This is a genomic window from Halomonas sp. McD50-4 (genome assembly GCF_022348135.1).
Taxonomy (GTDB): Bacteria; Pseudomonadota; Gammaproteobacteria; order Pseudomonadales; family Halomonadaceae; genus Vreelandella; species Vreelandella piezotolerans.
The window spans coordinates 24,746-38,608 of sequence record NZ_JAKRFG010000003.1 but is presented as its reverse complement, the minus strand read 5'-3'; the positions used below and the strand labels follow the sequence as shown (position 1 = coordinate 38,608).

At 58.7% G+C, this 13,863-nt stretch carries 13 protein-coding genes; 1 reads left to right on the top strand and 12 read right to left on the bottom strand.

All coding sequences use genetic code 11. The features are described from left to right. Positions 1-167: 167 nt before the first annotated feature. The 6 genes from MHM85_RS04745 to MHM85_RS04720 all read right to left on the bottom strand — a co-directional run bounded on the left by MHM85_RS04745 (position 168) and on the right by MHM85_RS04720 (position 7,594). A complete protein-coding gene (locus MHM85_RS04745; protein ID WP_139526435.1) occupies positions 168-596 on the bottom strand; it encodes a universal stress protein in 429 nt (142 codons plus the stop codon). A gap of 10 nt (positions 597-606) precedes the next feature. Beyond that, positions 607-3,207 carry a TRAP transporter permease gene (locus MHM85_RS04740; protein ID WP_219861674.1) on the bottom strand — a complete coding sequence of 867 codons (2,601 nt, stop codon included), beginning with the start codon at positions 3,205-3,207 and terminating at the stop codon, positions 607-609. A 135-nt stretch (positions 3,208-3,342) separates the two neighbouring features. After that, on the bottom strand, positions 3,343-4,323 hold the full coding sequence (locus MHM85_RS04735) for a TAXI family TRAP transporter solute-binding subunit (RefSeq protein WP_139526433.1): 981 nt from the start codon (positions 4,321-4,323) through the stop codon (positions 3,343-3,345). A gap of 430 nt (positions 4,324-4,753) precedes the next feature. Then, positions 4,754-6,055 carry a TRAP transporter large permease gene (locus MHM85_RS04730; protein WP_139526432.1) on the bottom strand — a complete coding sequence of 434 codons (1,302 nt, stop codon included), beginning with the start codon at positions 6,053-6,055 and terminating at the stop codon, positions 4,754-4,756. Continuing rightward, on the bottom strand, positions 6,045-6,524 hold the full coding sequence (locus tag MHM85_RS04725) for a TRAP transporter small permease (protein ID WP_219861676.1): 480 nt from the start codon (positions 6,522-6,524) through the stop codon (positions 6,045-6,047). The genes MHM85_RS04730 and MHM85_RS04725 overlap by 11 nt, the downstream gene beginning before the upstream one ends. A gap of 59 nt (positions 6,525-6,583) precedes the next feature. Then, complete coding sequence (locus MHM85_RS04720; RefSeq protein ID WP_219861678.1) at positions 6,584-7,594, bottom strand: DctP family TRAP transporter solute-binding subunit; 1,011 nt, start codon at positions 7,592-7,594, stop codon at positions 6,584-6,586. Between the two features lie 233 nt (positions 7,595-7,827). Here MHM85_RS04720 and MHM85_RS04715 point away from each other — a divergent pair, with 233 nt between their 5' ends. Then, positions 7,828-8,691, top strand: a complete 864-nt coding sequence (locus tag MHM85_RS04715; RefSeq protein WP_239285523.1) for an EamA family transporter — start codon at positions 7,828-7,830, stop codon at positions 8,689-8,691. A 9-nt stretch (positions 8,692-8,700) separates the two neighbouring features. Here the strand turns inward: MHM85_RS04715 and MHM85_RS04710 are convergent, their stop codons facing one another. From MHM85_RS04710 to MHM85_RS04685, 6 genes are all read right to left on the bottom strand, one after another. Next, a complete protein-coding gene (locus tag MHM85_RS04710) occupies positions 8,701-9,222 on the bottom strand; it encodes a DUF192 domain-containing protein (protein WP_219861682.1) in 522 nt (173 codons plus the stop codon). Continuing rightward, entirely contained in the window at positions 9,219-10,382 is a 1,164-nt protein-coding gene (locus tag MHM85_RS04705; protein WP_239285525.1) for an ABC transporter ATP-binding protein, read from the bottom strand. The genes MHM85_RS04710 and MHM85_RS04705 overlap by 4 nt, the downstream gene beginning before the upstream one ends. Then, a complete protein-coding gene (modB, locus tag MHM85_RS04700) occupies positions 10,345-11,013 on the bottom strand; it encodes a molybdate ABC transporter permease subunit (RefSeq protein WP_219861686.1) in 669 nt (222 codons plus the stop codon). The genes MHM85_RS04705 and modB overlap by 38 nt, the downstream gene beginning before the upstream one ends. Next, complete coding sequence (gene modA / locus MHM85_RS04695; RefSeq protein WP_219861688.1) at positions 11,013-11,780, bottom strand: molybdate ABC transporter substrate-binding protein; 768 nt, start codon at positions 11,778-11,780, stop codon at positions 11,013-11,015. Before modA ends, modB begins: the two co-directional genes overlap by 1 nt. A 3-nt stretch (positions 11,781-11,783) precedes the next feature. Beyond that, positions 11,784-13,268 (bottom strand): pyruvate kinase, encoded by a 1,485-nt coding sequence (gene pyk / locus MHM85_RS04690; protein ID WP_219861690.1) that lies wholly within the window; start codon positions 13,266-13,268, stop codon positions 11,784-11,786. 84 nt (positions 13,269-13,352) lie between these two features. Next, complete coding sequence (locus MHM85_RS04685; RefSeq protein WP_139526423.1) at positions 13,353-13,844, bottom strand: ureidoglycolate lyase; 492 nt, start codon at positions 13,842-13,844, stop codon at positions 13,353-13,355. Between the last annotated feature and the right edge of the window lie 19 nt (positions 13,845-13,863).

Sequence of the window (13,863 nt, the reverse complement as noted above, 5' to 3'; positions counted from 1 at the left end):
AATGTAGCTGAGCCAATGCCGACCGAAGAGCTTTACCGCCACTCGGTACAAAAAATCCTTCTTTAGCGCTCTCAACGACGATTAAATCGATGCGTTAGCAATTCACGATATTGATGACAAAAAAAACTCCAGGCCACTGGCCTGGAGCTTCGTTGGGGTAACGGCGTTCAGCGCACGATCATCACTGATACCTTGGCATGATGAACGACATGTTCCGCGTTGGGACCGAGCACATAATCGACGAATTTGCGCTTGGTGTGCGACGCCATCACGATCAGATCAGCATCGATCTTCTTGCCGACCTTGATGATGGCTTCCCACGGTGAACCATCGACGATTACGCTTTGGGTTTTGATCCCTTCCGGCACATGCTCTTGAATGAAGGTGTGCTGCGCCTCTTTCATTGCCAAGTGCGCTTTTTCCGAGAAGTTTTTCGGAAAATAAGCGCCCACCATAGGCATAGTGAATTCTGGAAGAACCGATACCACATGCAGCGACGCACCAAAGGTTTGGCACAGCGTTACTGCCGTAGGCAGCGCTTTCTTCCATGAGGCTTCTTCGTTCAAATCCACGGGGAGTAGCACTTTATGGTACATGGCAACCTCCTTAGGCAGCGGCCACTTCGTTGGATTGCTCATGACGCCGACGACGGCGTTGCATCACCACGACCAAGCCAAAGATGCCCAGCGCGGGTAGCCACATCCACTCTTTGGTCCAGCGATCCACCGGGGCCAGCACTTCGAGAATCTCTTGGTCGAAATCAAAGCCCAGCTCGGCCGCTTGGCTGCCGAACTCGACGAAATCGACCAAGGTTTGGTCACCATCTTCGTAAAGTTCGATACCTAGATTCGCCATGCGCTCTTCACCTGTTTCACCGCGCGGCACGGGGACGAGCATATAGGTGGTCATCGGCGCCCCGAAATCGTCTTCACCGGCAATTTGCACGCGCAGGTTGCTACCGTCATCGACCCGGCCCAGTGCCTCGGCAAATTGCGCAGGCGGCACCGATTCATAGGGGTCGTGGATTTTGTCCATCCAGAAGCCGGGGCGGAACAGCGTAAAGGCGACCAGCAGCAGCAGCAGCGATTCGTACCAGCGGTTGCGGGTCAGCATGTAGCCCTGAGTGCCTGCCGCAAAGATCAGCATGGCAATGGTGGCCACTATGAACACCAAAATACCCTGCATCACCGTGACATCGATCAGCAGCAGGTCCGTATTGAAGATGAACAGGAATGGCAGCGCAGCGGTACGTAGGCTGTAATAAAACGCCTGGAAGCCAGTGCGCAGCGGATCCCCACCCGACACGGCCGCCGCCGCAAAGGAGGCCAAACCTACCGGTGGCGTGACATCCGCCATGATACCGAAGTAAAACACGAACAGGTGCACGGCAATCAGTGGGACGATCAAGCCGTTTTGCTGCCCAAGCAGTACGATGACCGGCGCCATCAGCGCCGACACCACGATGTAGTTCGCGGTTGTCGGTAAGCCCATGCCCAGGATCAGACTCAGCAGGGCCGTCAGCAGCAGAATCATCATCAGGTTGCCGCCGGAAAGAATCTCGACGACGTCTGCCAGCACCAAGCCCACACCGGTTTGCGACACCGCCCCGACCACGATACCCGCTGTGGCCGTCGCGATACCGATCCCAATCATGTTTCTGGCACCCGTCACTAAGCCATCCCACAGGTCTTTAAAGCCTTCTTTAATATCCGCCGCCATCCGGCTACGACCACGGAAGATCGCAATGATCGGGCGCTGCGTCACCATGATGAAGATCATGAACATGGTGGCCCAGAACGCTGATAGCCCAGGAGATAGACGCTCGACCATCAGGCACCACACCAAAACGACGACAGGGAGAATATAGTGAAGGCCCACCATCACCGTGGGACGGGTTTGCGGCAGCTTCACGACCTCCGAATTAGGATCATCCATCTCCAGTTCGGGGTAGTTAGCACTCACTTTCAGCAGCGCCACGTAGACAATCGCAAGACCGACAGACACCACCCATGGCGTCGCTTCACCCAGCACGGGTTTTAACCATCCCAGGCCATAGTAGACGGCAATCGAGAGCCCCATGAGCAGCAGCAAGCCGGTCATGAAACCGATCACCTTGTTCAACAGCGGGCGCGCCGGGTTGCTGGAAGGCAGGCCTTTCATATTGGCCTTGAGCGCTTCCAGGTGAACGATGTAGATCAGGGCGATATAAGAGATCAGCGCTGGCAAGAAGGCGTGCTTGATCACGTCGACGTAGGGAATACCGACGTACTCCACCATCAAAAACGCTGCTGCCCCCATGACGGGTGGCATGATTTGGCCGTTCACCGAAGACGACACTTCCACCGCGCCCGCTTTTTCAGCGCTAAAGCCGACTCGCTTCATCATCGGAATCGTAAAGGTACCGGTCGTCACAGTATTGGCAATCGACGACCCCGAGATCAAACCGGTCATGCCTGAGGCGACCACGGCTGCTTTCGCCGGGCCGCCTTTGAAGTGGCCAAGCATCGAGAACGCTACTTTGATGAAGTAGTTACCGGCGCCTGCTTTATCCAACAGTGCACCGAACAGCACGAACAGGAACACGAAGCTAGTGGAGACCCCTAGCGCAATCCCGAACACGCCTTGCGTACCCAGCCACTGGTGATTGATCAAACCGCCGAGGCTCACGCCACGGTGGGCCAAAATGCCGGGCATGTAAGGACCAAACAGTGAATAGGCGATAAAAACCGCCGCCACAATCATCAAGGGTGGCCCCAATGCGCGGCGCGTGGCTTCTAACAACATCAATATGCCGACGACGCCCACGACGATATCCTGGGTAATCGGCAACCCAGGCCGCTGGGCCAAATCCGCATAGAAAATAAACAGATAGGCGCCGCAAAAGGCTGCCACTGCCGCAAGAACCCAGTCGGCCAGCGGCACGCGATCGCGCGGCGAACGTTTGAAGGCGGGGTACGCCATAAAGGCTAGAAAGAGCGCAAACGCCAAATGAATCGAGCGCGCCTCTGTGGCGCTGAACACGCCAAAGCCAACGATGTAGGGAAGTGGCGATGCAATCCATAGCTGAAACAGCGACCAAGCGGCTGCAATACTCACTAGCAGCTTACCGGGTACGCCTAGGGGTTTCCTTGCCCCTGTATCGCTGGAAGCGACCATATCCTCCAGGTCGTTCTCAGCGGCTGCCGAAGGGTGTTTGTCATCACGCATACGCTTGCCCTGCCTAATGGTCAGCGCTGACAATCAGCGCTCTCAACAAGAAGCGCGGACACCCAAGGTGCCCGCGCTTTGCAACTCAAAGCGACGCCATTCACCTTTCGTCAATAGCGTCACTCTTTTTACGACTTATTCGATCCAGCCGCGCTCACGATAGTAACGTGCTGCGCCATCGTGCAGCGGCGCCGTCAAGCCATCAGAGATCATGTCTTCTTCGTTCAGGTTCTCGAACGCCGGGTGCAGACGCTTGAAGCGATCGAAGTTTTCGAAGACGGCTTTCACGGTTTCGTAAACGATGTCTTCATCGACGGCGGTCGAGGAAACGAACGTAGCCGCAACGCCGAAAGTCTCGACGTCTTCGTCGTTACCACGGTAGAGGCCACCCGGAATCACGGAACGGGTGTAGTAGGGGTACTCTTCGATCAAGCCGTCGATCTCTTCACCGGTCACGGAGACCAGACGCGCATCGATGGTGGTGGTCGCTTCTTGGATAGAGCCATTGGGGTGACCTACCACGTACACCATGGCATCGATGTTGTTGTCAGACAGGGCAGCCGCCTGCTCGGCCGCGTCGAGCTGAGACGCCAGTGCGAAGGTGTCTTCATCCCAACCGAACGCATCCATGACCACGTCCATGGTGTTACGCTGGCCAGAACCGGGGTTACCGATGTTGACGCGCTTGCCAGGGAAGTCGCTGATGTTTTCGATACCGGAATCCGCGCGGGCCACCACGGTCAGCGGCTCACCGTGCATGGTGAAGACGGCACGCATATCTTCCCAAGCGCCTTCTTCCTCGAAGTTAGCTTCGCCATTATAAGCGCGGTACTGAACGTCGGACTGTACGACACCCATGTCCAGCTCGCCGCTCTTCATGCCGTTGACGTTAGCCACGGAGCCACCGGTGGACGGAGCGTTACAGCGGATGTTGTGCTCATCGCTGCCACGGTTGACCATGCGGCATACCGACTGGCCAACGACATAATAAACACCGGTTTGGCCACCGGTACCGATCGTGATGTAGCGCTCCTGGGCAACGGCCGGAGAGGCGAAGGTTGCCGCCGCGATGAACGCGCCTGAAAAGGCCGCGGTAGAAAATACATGGCGTTTCATGAACACACCTCTTTATCTTGATGTTGTGAGCGTTATGCGCTTTGAAGCCACCTGCAGAACGGTTCCCTTCAGGTGTATAGGTTCCAAAACGTTGTCAAGACAGTCTGTTATCAACCTCGGCATTTAGTGCCGACTGTTCCTACTTTAGCGAAAAAAAAGCTAATTGGCGAAGCGCGATGTCATTTAACCGAGGATGCAGTGCAGCATCGCCACTTGACGTTTCGTTCTTTTCACCAGTGGTGATCGCTGAGATAGGCACTGACAAAGACGCCACTCGGCCTATTGTTCTAAGCCACACCAAGCATCCCCGTGTGCACGTTGGGTGATACTCGACAATTCTAGCGGCCTGTAACGTTTAGTAAGCGTTAAACATAGGCATAAAGGTATGCCGGTTTGGCATGGGCCATCACTGATCGTATCCCTGCCATGCTCAAACGTTATAGCCCAGCACCGTGGGGAGCCAGAGCGCGATGCTTGGAAAGATGGCGACGAGCGCCAAGGCGCCGCCCATGGCCACCACAAAGAGCAGCGCCCAGCCAAGTGTGTGCTCCAAGCGAATCTTGGCAACTTCCGTGGTCACCATCAGATTCACCGCCACCGGCGGGGTAAACTGACCGATCGCAATGTTCATGGCCAACAATATGCCAAACCACACCGGGTTCCACTCGAAGTGCTGCATTACCGGAATCAGAATCGGCATCATGATCAGGTAAATGGAAATCGCGTCTAGCAGCATGCCCGCTACCAGCACCGCTAACATGATGAGTATTAGCAGCAGCACTCCGTTGTCGGTCAAGCCAATGATCCACTCTGCCAAATGACGGAAGGTGCCCAGCATGGTGCCTGCCCAAGCGAAGATACCTGCCAACGCAATGATCAACATGACCACGCCTGAGATGATCGCGGCCTCCCCTAGCAGCTCCCATACATCGCGCAGCGTGAGTTCTCGCGTCAAGAACAGGCCTACTACCGCTCCGTAGGCAACGGCGACCACGGCGGCTTCCGTGGGGGTAAAGAGGCCTGAACGCAGCCCCCCTAAAATCAGCACCGGCGCAAACAAAGCAGGTAGCGCTTCACGGAAGGTGCCTCGTACCGTCAGCCTTTCAGCTCCTTCTACCGGTGTCCCCTCCCAGCCATGACGCTTGGCAGCCAGCATGGCTGGCACCAGCAACGCCAATCCGGCTAAGACGCCCGGGAAAAGCCCCGCTGCAAACAGCGCCCGGAGATCAACGCCGGGTACCACAATCGAGTAGAGAATCAGCGCCACCGATGGTGGAATCAAAATCGCCGTAGAGGCCGACGCCGCAATGAGCGTGGCAGAGAACGGTTTGGGGTAGCCCGCTTTGGTCATGCTGGGTAGCATCACCATCGCCACGGCGGCGGCATCGGCGGGCCCAGAGCCGCTCATCCCCCCCATGATCATGCACACCAATACCGCGACCAGTGCCAGCCCGCCGTGGCGGGGACCAATCAGCGCTTGGGCGAAACGCACTAGGCGTAGCGCGACCCCTGCCCGCTCGAAAATCAGCCCGGTAAGAATGAACAGCGGAATGGCAATCAGAGGATACTTGGCGATGCTGTTGTAGGTATTGGTGCCCAGGGTAGCCAACATATCCGGTGACAGCCCCAGTACGATGCCCACCGCTCCAGACAGGGCCAGCGAGAACGCCACCGGCACGCCAGCAATCAGCAGTCCGGCGAACGCTAAAATCATCCAGATATCAGGTGTCACCGTTGATCTCCCCCGCAAACCGATCACGGGTTTGCTGCACCAAACGCCACAGCATGGCCGCCGACAGCACGGGCAGCCATACCAAATACCACCACTGTGGCAGCCCTAAGCCCGGCGAGAGCGACTCCCATTGGTACTCCTGCCACGCTAGCTTGCCACCGTACCAAGTGATTAAGCCCAGCACGATCAAGCCACACAGGGCTTGAAAGAGAATCAGCGCACCACGCCAGCGAGGTGGCAATGCGCGCTCTAAAAAGCCAATACGGATATGACGGTCGCACCTCAAAGCAACCGACGCCCCAGCAAAGGTCAGTACAACCAATAGGAAGACGGAGAACTCTTCGGTGAACGAAAACGAGCCGCCTGTCAGATAGCGCGTGACCACATTGCCTAGGCTAATCAGCGCAATCACGATCAACGAAAGCGCGCCAAGCCAGCGTTCGGGCCGCGCATCGGGAAAGCCTTTCATGGCAGTCTCACATCAGCAAGCTGCCGCCCTGTAAGGGCGGCAGCGAAAACATGCGAACATCAACGGGCGTCGATAGCGGCTTGGGCGGCTTCGACCACCTCTTCACCAATGCGCGGGGCCCACTTTTCATAAACGGACTGAGTGGCATCCACGAAGGCTTGGTACTGCGCATCGGTCAGCTCGGTCACTGTGACACCACGCTCTTGAATCGCGGCCAGACGCTCGCTCTCCTGCTCACGAGTCATGGCAATTTCCCAGGCACCCGCCTCTTCGGCCGTCTCGCGCAGCATCGTTTGCTGCTCTTCGCTCAATGTCTGCCAGACTTGCTGGTTGACGGCAAAAATCAGTGGATCGTTCATATAGTTCCAGAGCGTCAAATGCTCCTGGCCTACTTGGTCGATACGCGCCACGTCAAAGACCGACAGCGGGTTTTCCTGGCCATCCACCGCGCCCGTAGTGAGAGCGGGCTGGGCGTCGGTCCAGCTCATCTGCGTAGGGTCGGCACCTAGCGCAGAGAACGTATCCTGGAACAGCGGCGAGCCCACCACGCGGATCTTCAGACCTTCCAGATCCTCTGGCTGGCTGATCGGGCCGCGGGAATTGGATACCTGACGAAAGCCGTTTTCGCCCCAGGCCAAAGGAATAACGCCACGTGATTCGATCGCTTCGAACACCATCGTGCCTGCGTCCCCGCCGGTCACGGCATCGACGGCGGCCTCGTCAGGAATGAAAAACGGCAACGAGAACAAGTTCAGTTCCGGTACCTGGGGTGACCAGTTGATGGTGGAGCCAACAGCGGCATCGATCAGGCCAGAGCGCATGGCAGAAAATTCGCGGGTTTGGTCACCCGAGACGAGCTGTGAATTCGGATAGACCCGCAGGGTAAGCTCCCCCCCGCTGCGTTCTTCAACCAGCTCTGCCCACTTTTCAGCGGCCTGCCCCCAAGGAAAGGCATCTGAAAGCACGGTAGAGACCGAGAGTTCGCGGGCCTGCGCGGAAAAAGCAGCCGAGAGCAGTGCAGCGCCAGCCAAGCCAGCGGTAAAACGAGCCATAGAGCGTGTCAGCGTCATTATTGTCGATCCTTTTTTCTTTTTTATGGGGTGTTCATGAAGTGTCGGGGCAAGCTTACACCTCCTGCCCAAGTGTCGCTCAATGGCGGCAATCGCCATAGCGAGTGACACCCCATTGTAGGCACTCGACGAATGAAAGAAAGCCATTGATTAGGCTTTTAACCATCAACTTTCGATGCATCACGTGCTTGCTGATAAGCTGTTGTCTCCTTCAGCGTTTCAAGGATAGATACGTGCCGCTTCGTGATTTGCTCCTGGGCCTGCTGGTCATTGCCATCTGGTCGCTCAACATCATCGTGATCAAAGTGGGCGTAGCGGAGCTGCCGCCACTGTTAATGACGACGCTGCGCTTTATGTTGGTCGCCGCGCTGCTGGTGCCGTTTTACCCGGTCGCTCGGGCACAGCTACCCTTTTTAATATTGCTATCCATCACGTTTGGCAGCCTTCACTTTGCGCTGCTGTTCATTGGGCTAGGGCAAGCCGAAGCAGGCACCGGGGCGCTGCTCGTTCAAATGGGCACGCCCTTTGCCACCCTATTGGCGGTGATCTTCTTGAAAGAGACATTGGGCCCCAAGCGTTTGGCGGGCTTGCTGCTCTCGTTTGCGGGGGTGGTGGTGCTAGCAGGCGGGCCCACGCTTCCGTCACCGCTGCCATTGACCATTCTGCTGCTAAGCGCACTTGGCTGGGCCGTCTCACAGCTCTTGATCAAGCGCGGACCGCCCATCGCCCCGCTGGCGCTGGCAGGCTGGGTGGCGCTCTTTGCGGTGCCTCAAGTGGCCGTAGGTTCGTGGCTCTTTGAACAACACCAGTGGCAGGCCATCACTCAGGCCAGCTGGTTGGGCTGGGGAGCGGTGGCGTACACCGCGATCATGTCGTCCATAGCGGCTTACGGCATTTGGTACGCGCTGCTACGCCGCCATCCGGTGAATCGTGTGGTGCCGATGACACTACTCACCCCCGTGTTTGCGGTGGGCTTAGGCGCGCTACTGATGGACGACCCGCTGGGGGTGCATAAACTGGTCGGCGGCGGCTTGGTGGTCGCAGGCATCGCCCTGATCGTGCTGAAATTTGGCCAACAGCCGCCAACCAGGGCGTGAGCGTGGGCATTAGTCGGGGCGACAAAAGCCCGCCAACGCAGGTACCGAGACACAGTCGCCTACCTGGATGCCACGCTCGGCAAAGTAGCCCGCATTGACTTCCAGCGCCGCATGATAGGCCGCACCTGCTGGATAAGAGGGGCACTCTTGAGGCGCACTGGATTCGCAAGGCGGCATGGTGTTGATGGCGACGATGCGGCCTTCACCATCGATATAGGCAATATCCAGCGGAATCAGCGTGCGGTACATCCAAAATGCATTGCCTGCAGGCTGCTCACGCTCGAAGCGAAACAGCATTCCTCGTGTTTCTGGCAGATGTTCACGTCCCATCAGGCCGCGCTGGCGCTGGGAAGCGGTTTCGGCGACTTCGACATCCAGACGGTGCGGACCGCCTTCACTGTGTATCGCCAGCGGTAGCGTGTTGGCAGATGTCGATTCCGCGGCCCACGCCGCCAACAAAGGAAGCGGCAAACAAGCCGCAAGCGAAACGCCTAAAGCGGTTTTGAGCAGTTGGCGGCGTGTCAGGGTCATAACAGATTCCTTTTGTTGTAGGGTGCCATATGCATCTGCTGCTCGGGCATGAGGTGAATGCCCTCGGCCAGTAGCGAGACGTGTACCCGCTCTCCCAGTCGAAGCTGATTACGTTTAGCCGCGTGGGTGGCGATGTCGAAACGTAGCATATCTTGATGGGAAACGCGCAGCGAGATGGACGTCATGCCGCCCAATACCACCATTTCGCTGACCGTTGCCGCTACCGGGTTTTCGCGTTCACCTTGAGACGGCCGTCCCCGACGATGCAGCACGATATCCGACGGCGGCAGGTACCAAGCTAGCGGTTTGCCGAGTTCAACACGGTCTAGCCCTTCTGCCACTTCTAGCCGCCACTCTCCCCACTGCAGGCGTCGCCCAGCGTCCGTCTCTACCACTTCCCCGCTAAAAACGTTGTGGCGATCCAGCAACCTAGCGACAAGCGGCGAAGCGGGCCGTCGAAACAGCGCTTCAGGTGTGCCCTGCTGCAGGCTCACCCCGTTATGCAACACGCAGATTTGATCGGCGAGCGCGGTGGCTTCATCCAAGTCATGCGTAACGAGAATGATGGGGATGGAGATGTGTTGGCGCAGCAGTGCCAGCTCGCGCTGCAAGCGTCGACGCGTCACTTGATCCACCGCAGAGAACGGCTCGTCCAGCAGCAGCGCTTGGGGCTCCCTCGCCAATGCTCTCGCCAATGCCACTCGCTGGCGTTGGCCGCCGGAAAGCTCGCTGGGATAGCGCGCTTCGAGCCCTTGCAGGCGCACCCTGCTCAACCACTGCGTAGCCTGCTCGAGGCGCTGGACGCGGGGCAGATGCCCCATGGCGAGCTGCACGTTCTGCAGCGCCGTCAAATGCGGAAACAGCGCATAGTCCTGAAACACCATGCCGATCCGACGCGCTTGCGGCGTCAGCGATCGGCGCTGGCCCTCCTGCGCCCAAAACCACTCCGCGCCCGCGCAGCTCACTCGCCCCTGCTCCGGCTGGTAAAGCCCCGCAATGGTGCGCAGTAAGGTGGTTTTGCCACTGCCGGACGGTCCGACGAGTGCCAAAAGCTCGCCAGGAGCGCAGCGAAACGACGCATTGAGCGGAATCGGGCCAGCCTGTTGGGCAGTCACTACCAGCTCATCCACGTGACCACCTGCGCTTGCCAGCGAGCCCATAGACCAGACCTAAGGTGGCCAAAGAAATGACCAGCAGGAGGGCAGACATATTCGCAGCACCCTGCTCATCGAAGGCTTGCACACGGTCATAAATGGCAATCGAGAGCGTGCGGGTCTCACCATCGATGGCCCCACCGACCAGCAAAATCACGCCAAATTCGCCTAGTGTGTGAGCAAAGGTTAGCGCTGCCGCCGATAGGATGCCCGGCCATACGAGAGGCAGCTCGATACGCCATAGGGTTTGCCAGGGGCTTAGCCCACTGCACCAAGCGGCCTCGCGTAAGTTGGCAGGCACGTGCTCGAAGGCGCGCTGAATCGGCTGGATGGCAAACGGAAGATTGGCGATCACAGACGCCAGCAAAATACCGCTGAAGGTAAAGTTGAGCCCACCCCCCGTCAACGCGGCCCAAGCGCTGCCCAGCGGTGCATCGCGGCCAAACTGCTGGAGAAGATAAAACCCCAACACCGTGGGCGGCAGTACCAGCGGCAGCGCAATCAGCGCCTCGCATAGCCCCTTACCTCGAAACGACGTCGTCGCCAGTCGACGTCCCCACCATATACCGAGGGGTAACAAGAAGAGACAAGTAAACGCCGCGAGCCGCAGCGAGACGGAGAGGGCCGACCAGTCCATCAATCGGTACTGAATCCGTAGGTGTCGAAAATCGCCTTCGCCTCAGGCTGCTGCAACCACTCATAAAAGGCATGGGCTGCCCGGGTGGCCTGGGGCGTTAACACCATGCGCTGGCGCAGCGGCGTGTGCCACGCTTCAGGGATCAATACCGTTTCGCTACGCCCGGCCAGCGCAGGCGCCACGGCTAGCGAGTAAGCCACCAAGCCGCCGCGCGCTTCATCGGACAGGGCAAACTGCATCGCTTGGGAGACGTTCTCACCCTGCACGCGAAGCGGCTCGCTGGTTTCCCAAAGCCCCGCTTTTTGTAGCACTTCTTGGGCGGCCACGCCGTAGGGGGCGTGTTCAGGGCTAGCAATGGCGATACGCAGCCGCTGACCTTCTTCTAAAGCGGCAATGGCCTCCTCCACACCGGCGAGTGGCGTTTGTTCGTCGGGTTGGACATAGCGGCCGACAGGCTGCACCCAGGCCAAACGTCCCCGAGCATAAATCACGCCCGCGTCATCCACGTGCCCCTCGTCGTACAGCGCCTGTACGTACCCTTCATTGGCCGATAAAAACAGCTCAAAGGGCGCACCCTGGGCGATTTGGCGGCGAAAGTTGCCAGAAGAGCCAAAATTGAGACGCAGCGCCTGGCCGGTTTGCCGAGTGAACTGCTGGGCAGCCTCTTCCAAGGCGAACTGCAGGCTAGATGCCGCCGCCACGATGGGCGCGCCCGCCATCACAGGCGCGCTCAGTAGCCAACCGCATAGCAACAGCAGTGAGCGCATATGCTAGGCCTTTGCGCTGTCGGCGTGTTGCTCGGTAATAGCCATCACTTTCATGGTATTGGTACCACCGTGGGCGTTCATGTGATCGCCACGGGTCAAGATGACGTGGTCTCCCGGCTTGGCGACGCCCTGCTTCACCAGCAGCGTGAGCGCTTGATCATTCAGCTCGGTGGCGGTCATTTGCGACGTGTCGAATGGCAGCGATACCACGCCCCGGTACAGGGCCATGCGGCGCTGGGCAATCGGGTTGTGAGCCAACCCCACGATAGGCAAGCCCGAGCGGATGCGCGAGGCGATCAACGGCGTGTAGCCCGAGGCGGTCATGCAAGCAATCGCCACCACGCCGTTCATGTGGTTAGCAGCGTACATCGCCGATAGCGCAATGGTTTCGTCTGGGCGGGTAAAGCCTTCGTGGATACGGTGGCCCGACTCTTGAGCGACCCGCTCACGCTCGGCGCCAAGACACACCCGCGCCATCGCTTCCACGGTCTCCAGCGGGTAATCCCCTGCGGCGGTTTCTGCCGAGAGCATGACCGCATCGCTGCCATCCAGCACCGCGTTAGCGACGTCGAAGACTTCAGCGCGAGTGGGTAGCGGCGCTGAGATCATGCTCTCCATCATTTGGGTCGCGGTGATCACGGCACGGTTGAGCGAGCGGGCACGCTTGATCATACGCTTTTGCACGCCGACCAGTTTGGCATCGCCAATTTCTACGCCCAGATCACCACGGGCGACCATCACCGCCTCGGAAGCTTCGATGATACCATCCAACGTGGCTTCATCGGCCACGGCTTCGGCGCGCTCTACTTTGGCAACGAGGCCAATCTCCTTGCCCTCTTCCCCTAACAAGCGGCGGGCTTCCAGCATGTCTTCCGCCGAACGCGGGAAAGAAATCGCTAAGTAATCGACGCCAATCTCGACGGCGGTTTTCAGGTCGGTTTTATCTTTGTCCGTCAGCGCGGGGGCCGAGAGTCCTCCGCCCTGTTTGTTGATACCTTTATGGTTAGAGAGCTTGCCGCCCACCACCACCTCGGTATGTACCTGCTTGCCCTTGACACGGGTAACGTCCAACACCACACGGCCATCGTCCAGCAGCAGTCGGTCGCCTGCGGTGACATCGTCGGCCAGCGTTTTGTAATCGCAGCCAACGCCGTGACTGTCACCGGCATCACTGTCCATGGCCATGTCCAGGACAAACGGCTGCCCCTCTTCCAGGTACACCGCGCCGTCTTTGAAACGCGCAACGCGGATTTTAGGCCCCTGTAAATCGCCCAGCGCGGCGACACTGCGGCCAAGCTGAGCAGCAATCTCACGCACACGCATCAAGCGGCGGCGATGGTCGTCAGCAGTGCCATGGGAAAAGTTCAAGCGAACCACATCCACCCCCGCCTTCAGCATGGCTTCCAGCACGCCTTCACGATCGCTGGCGGGGCCGAGGGTCGCGACGATCTTGGTACGACGAAGGGGCGTATGGCTGTGTGCGCTCATAAATGTCCTAACCGTTCATGGAGTGGAGTGTCAGCTTATCAGGATAACCCAACCAAGATGACACTCGCATGCACTTGAGGTGGGCTACTGCGCTAACGTGACGGTAACATCCAGCGGGTACTCGTCACAGTTGTTGCCCTCCCCTCCGCGATCTACCACCAAAAACTCCCCCTCGCGCTCCAGCACCGACTGAATGGCATGCCAAGTCCCGGCGCGGTAGTTCACCCCCTGGCGGCCGTCGGTCACGAACGCCTGCACCTCGTCTAGCACAATGCTGTCGCCCGGCGGTGCCACGACAATGATGAAACGCTCCTGATGCAGCGGCATGAACGCTTGGCTGCCCTGCGGGTGGCGCTCTAAAAACGTGAGGGTTAGCGGCAGCGTCACCGGTTGGCTAACGAAAATATTGATCAGCGTATGGGCGTTCTGGCCCAACGTTTCCACCTTGGCGAGGTCGTGATGACGCTGGGTGCGGCCGGCATTAATCGGAAACGAGGCCGATGTTCGGGCATCCAACACATCCCCAAACGGTGCAAAGGCTTCTGCCGTGAGCGGCTTCGCCGTCAGCTCTAACATAGAATCATCCTAGCAAGTG

What these genes read in the sequence shown, in the direction of transcription:
- MHM85_RS04735 (WP_139526433.1), bottom strand. Translation starts at nt 4,323, where the DNA reads ATGAAACGCCATGTATTTTCTACCGCGGCCTTTTCAGGCGCGTTCATC.
- pyk (WP_219861690.1), bottom strand. Translation starts at nt 13,268, where the DNA reads ATGAGCGCACACAGCCATACGCCCCTTCGTCGTACCAAGATCGTCGCG.
- modA (WP_219861688.1), bottom strand. Translation starts at nt 11,780, where the DNA reads ATGCGCTCACTGCTGTTGCTATGCGGTTGGCTACTGAGCGCGCCTGTG.
- MHM85_RS04710 (WP_219861682.1), bottom strand. Translation starts at nt 9,222, where the DNA reads ATGACCCTGACACGCCGCCAACTGCTCAAAACCGCTTTAGGCGTTTCG.
- modB (WP_219861686.1), bottom strand. Translation starts at nt 11,013, where the DNA reads ATGGACTGGTCGGCCCTCTCCGTCTCGCTGCGGCTCGCGGCGTTTACT.
- MHM85_RS04725 (WP_219861676.1), bottom strand. Translation starts at nt 6,524, where the DNA reads ATGAAAGGCTTTCCCGATGCGCGGCCCGAACGCTGGCTTGGCGCGCTT.
- MHM85_RS04685 (WP_139526423.1), bottom strand. Translation starts at nt 13,844, where the DNA reads ATGTTAGAGCTGACGGCGAAGCCGCTCACGGCAGAAGCCTTTGCACCG.
- MHM85_RS04720 (WP_219861678.1), bottom strand. Translation starts at nt 7,594, where the DNA reads ATGACGCTGACACGCTCTATGGCTCGTTTTACCGCTGGCTTGGCTGGC.
- MHM85_RS04740 (WP_219861674.1), bottom strand. Translation starts at nt 3,207, where the DNA reads ATGCGTGATGACAAACACCCTTCGGCAGCCGCTGAGAACGACCTGGAG.
- MHM85_RS04705 (WP_239285525.1), bottom strand. Translation starts at nt 10,382, where the DNA reads ATGGGCTCGCTGGCAAGCGCAGGTGGTCACGTGGATGAGCTGGTAGTG.
- MHM85_RS04745 (WP_139526435.1), bottom strand. Translation starts at nt 596, where the DNA reads ATGTACCATAAAGTGCTACTCCCCGTGGATTTGAACGAAGAAGCCTCA.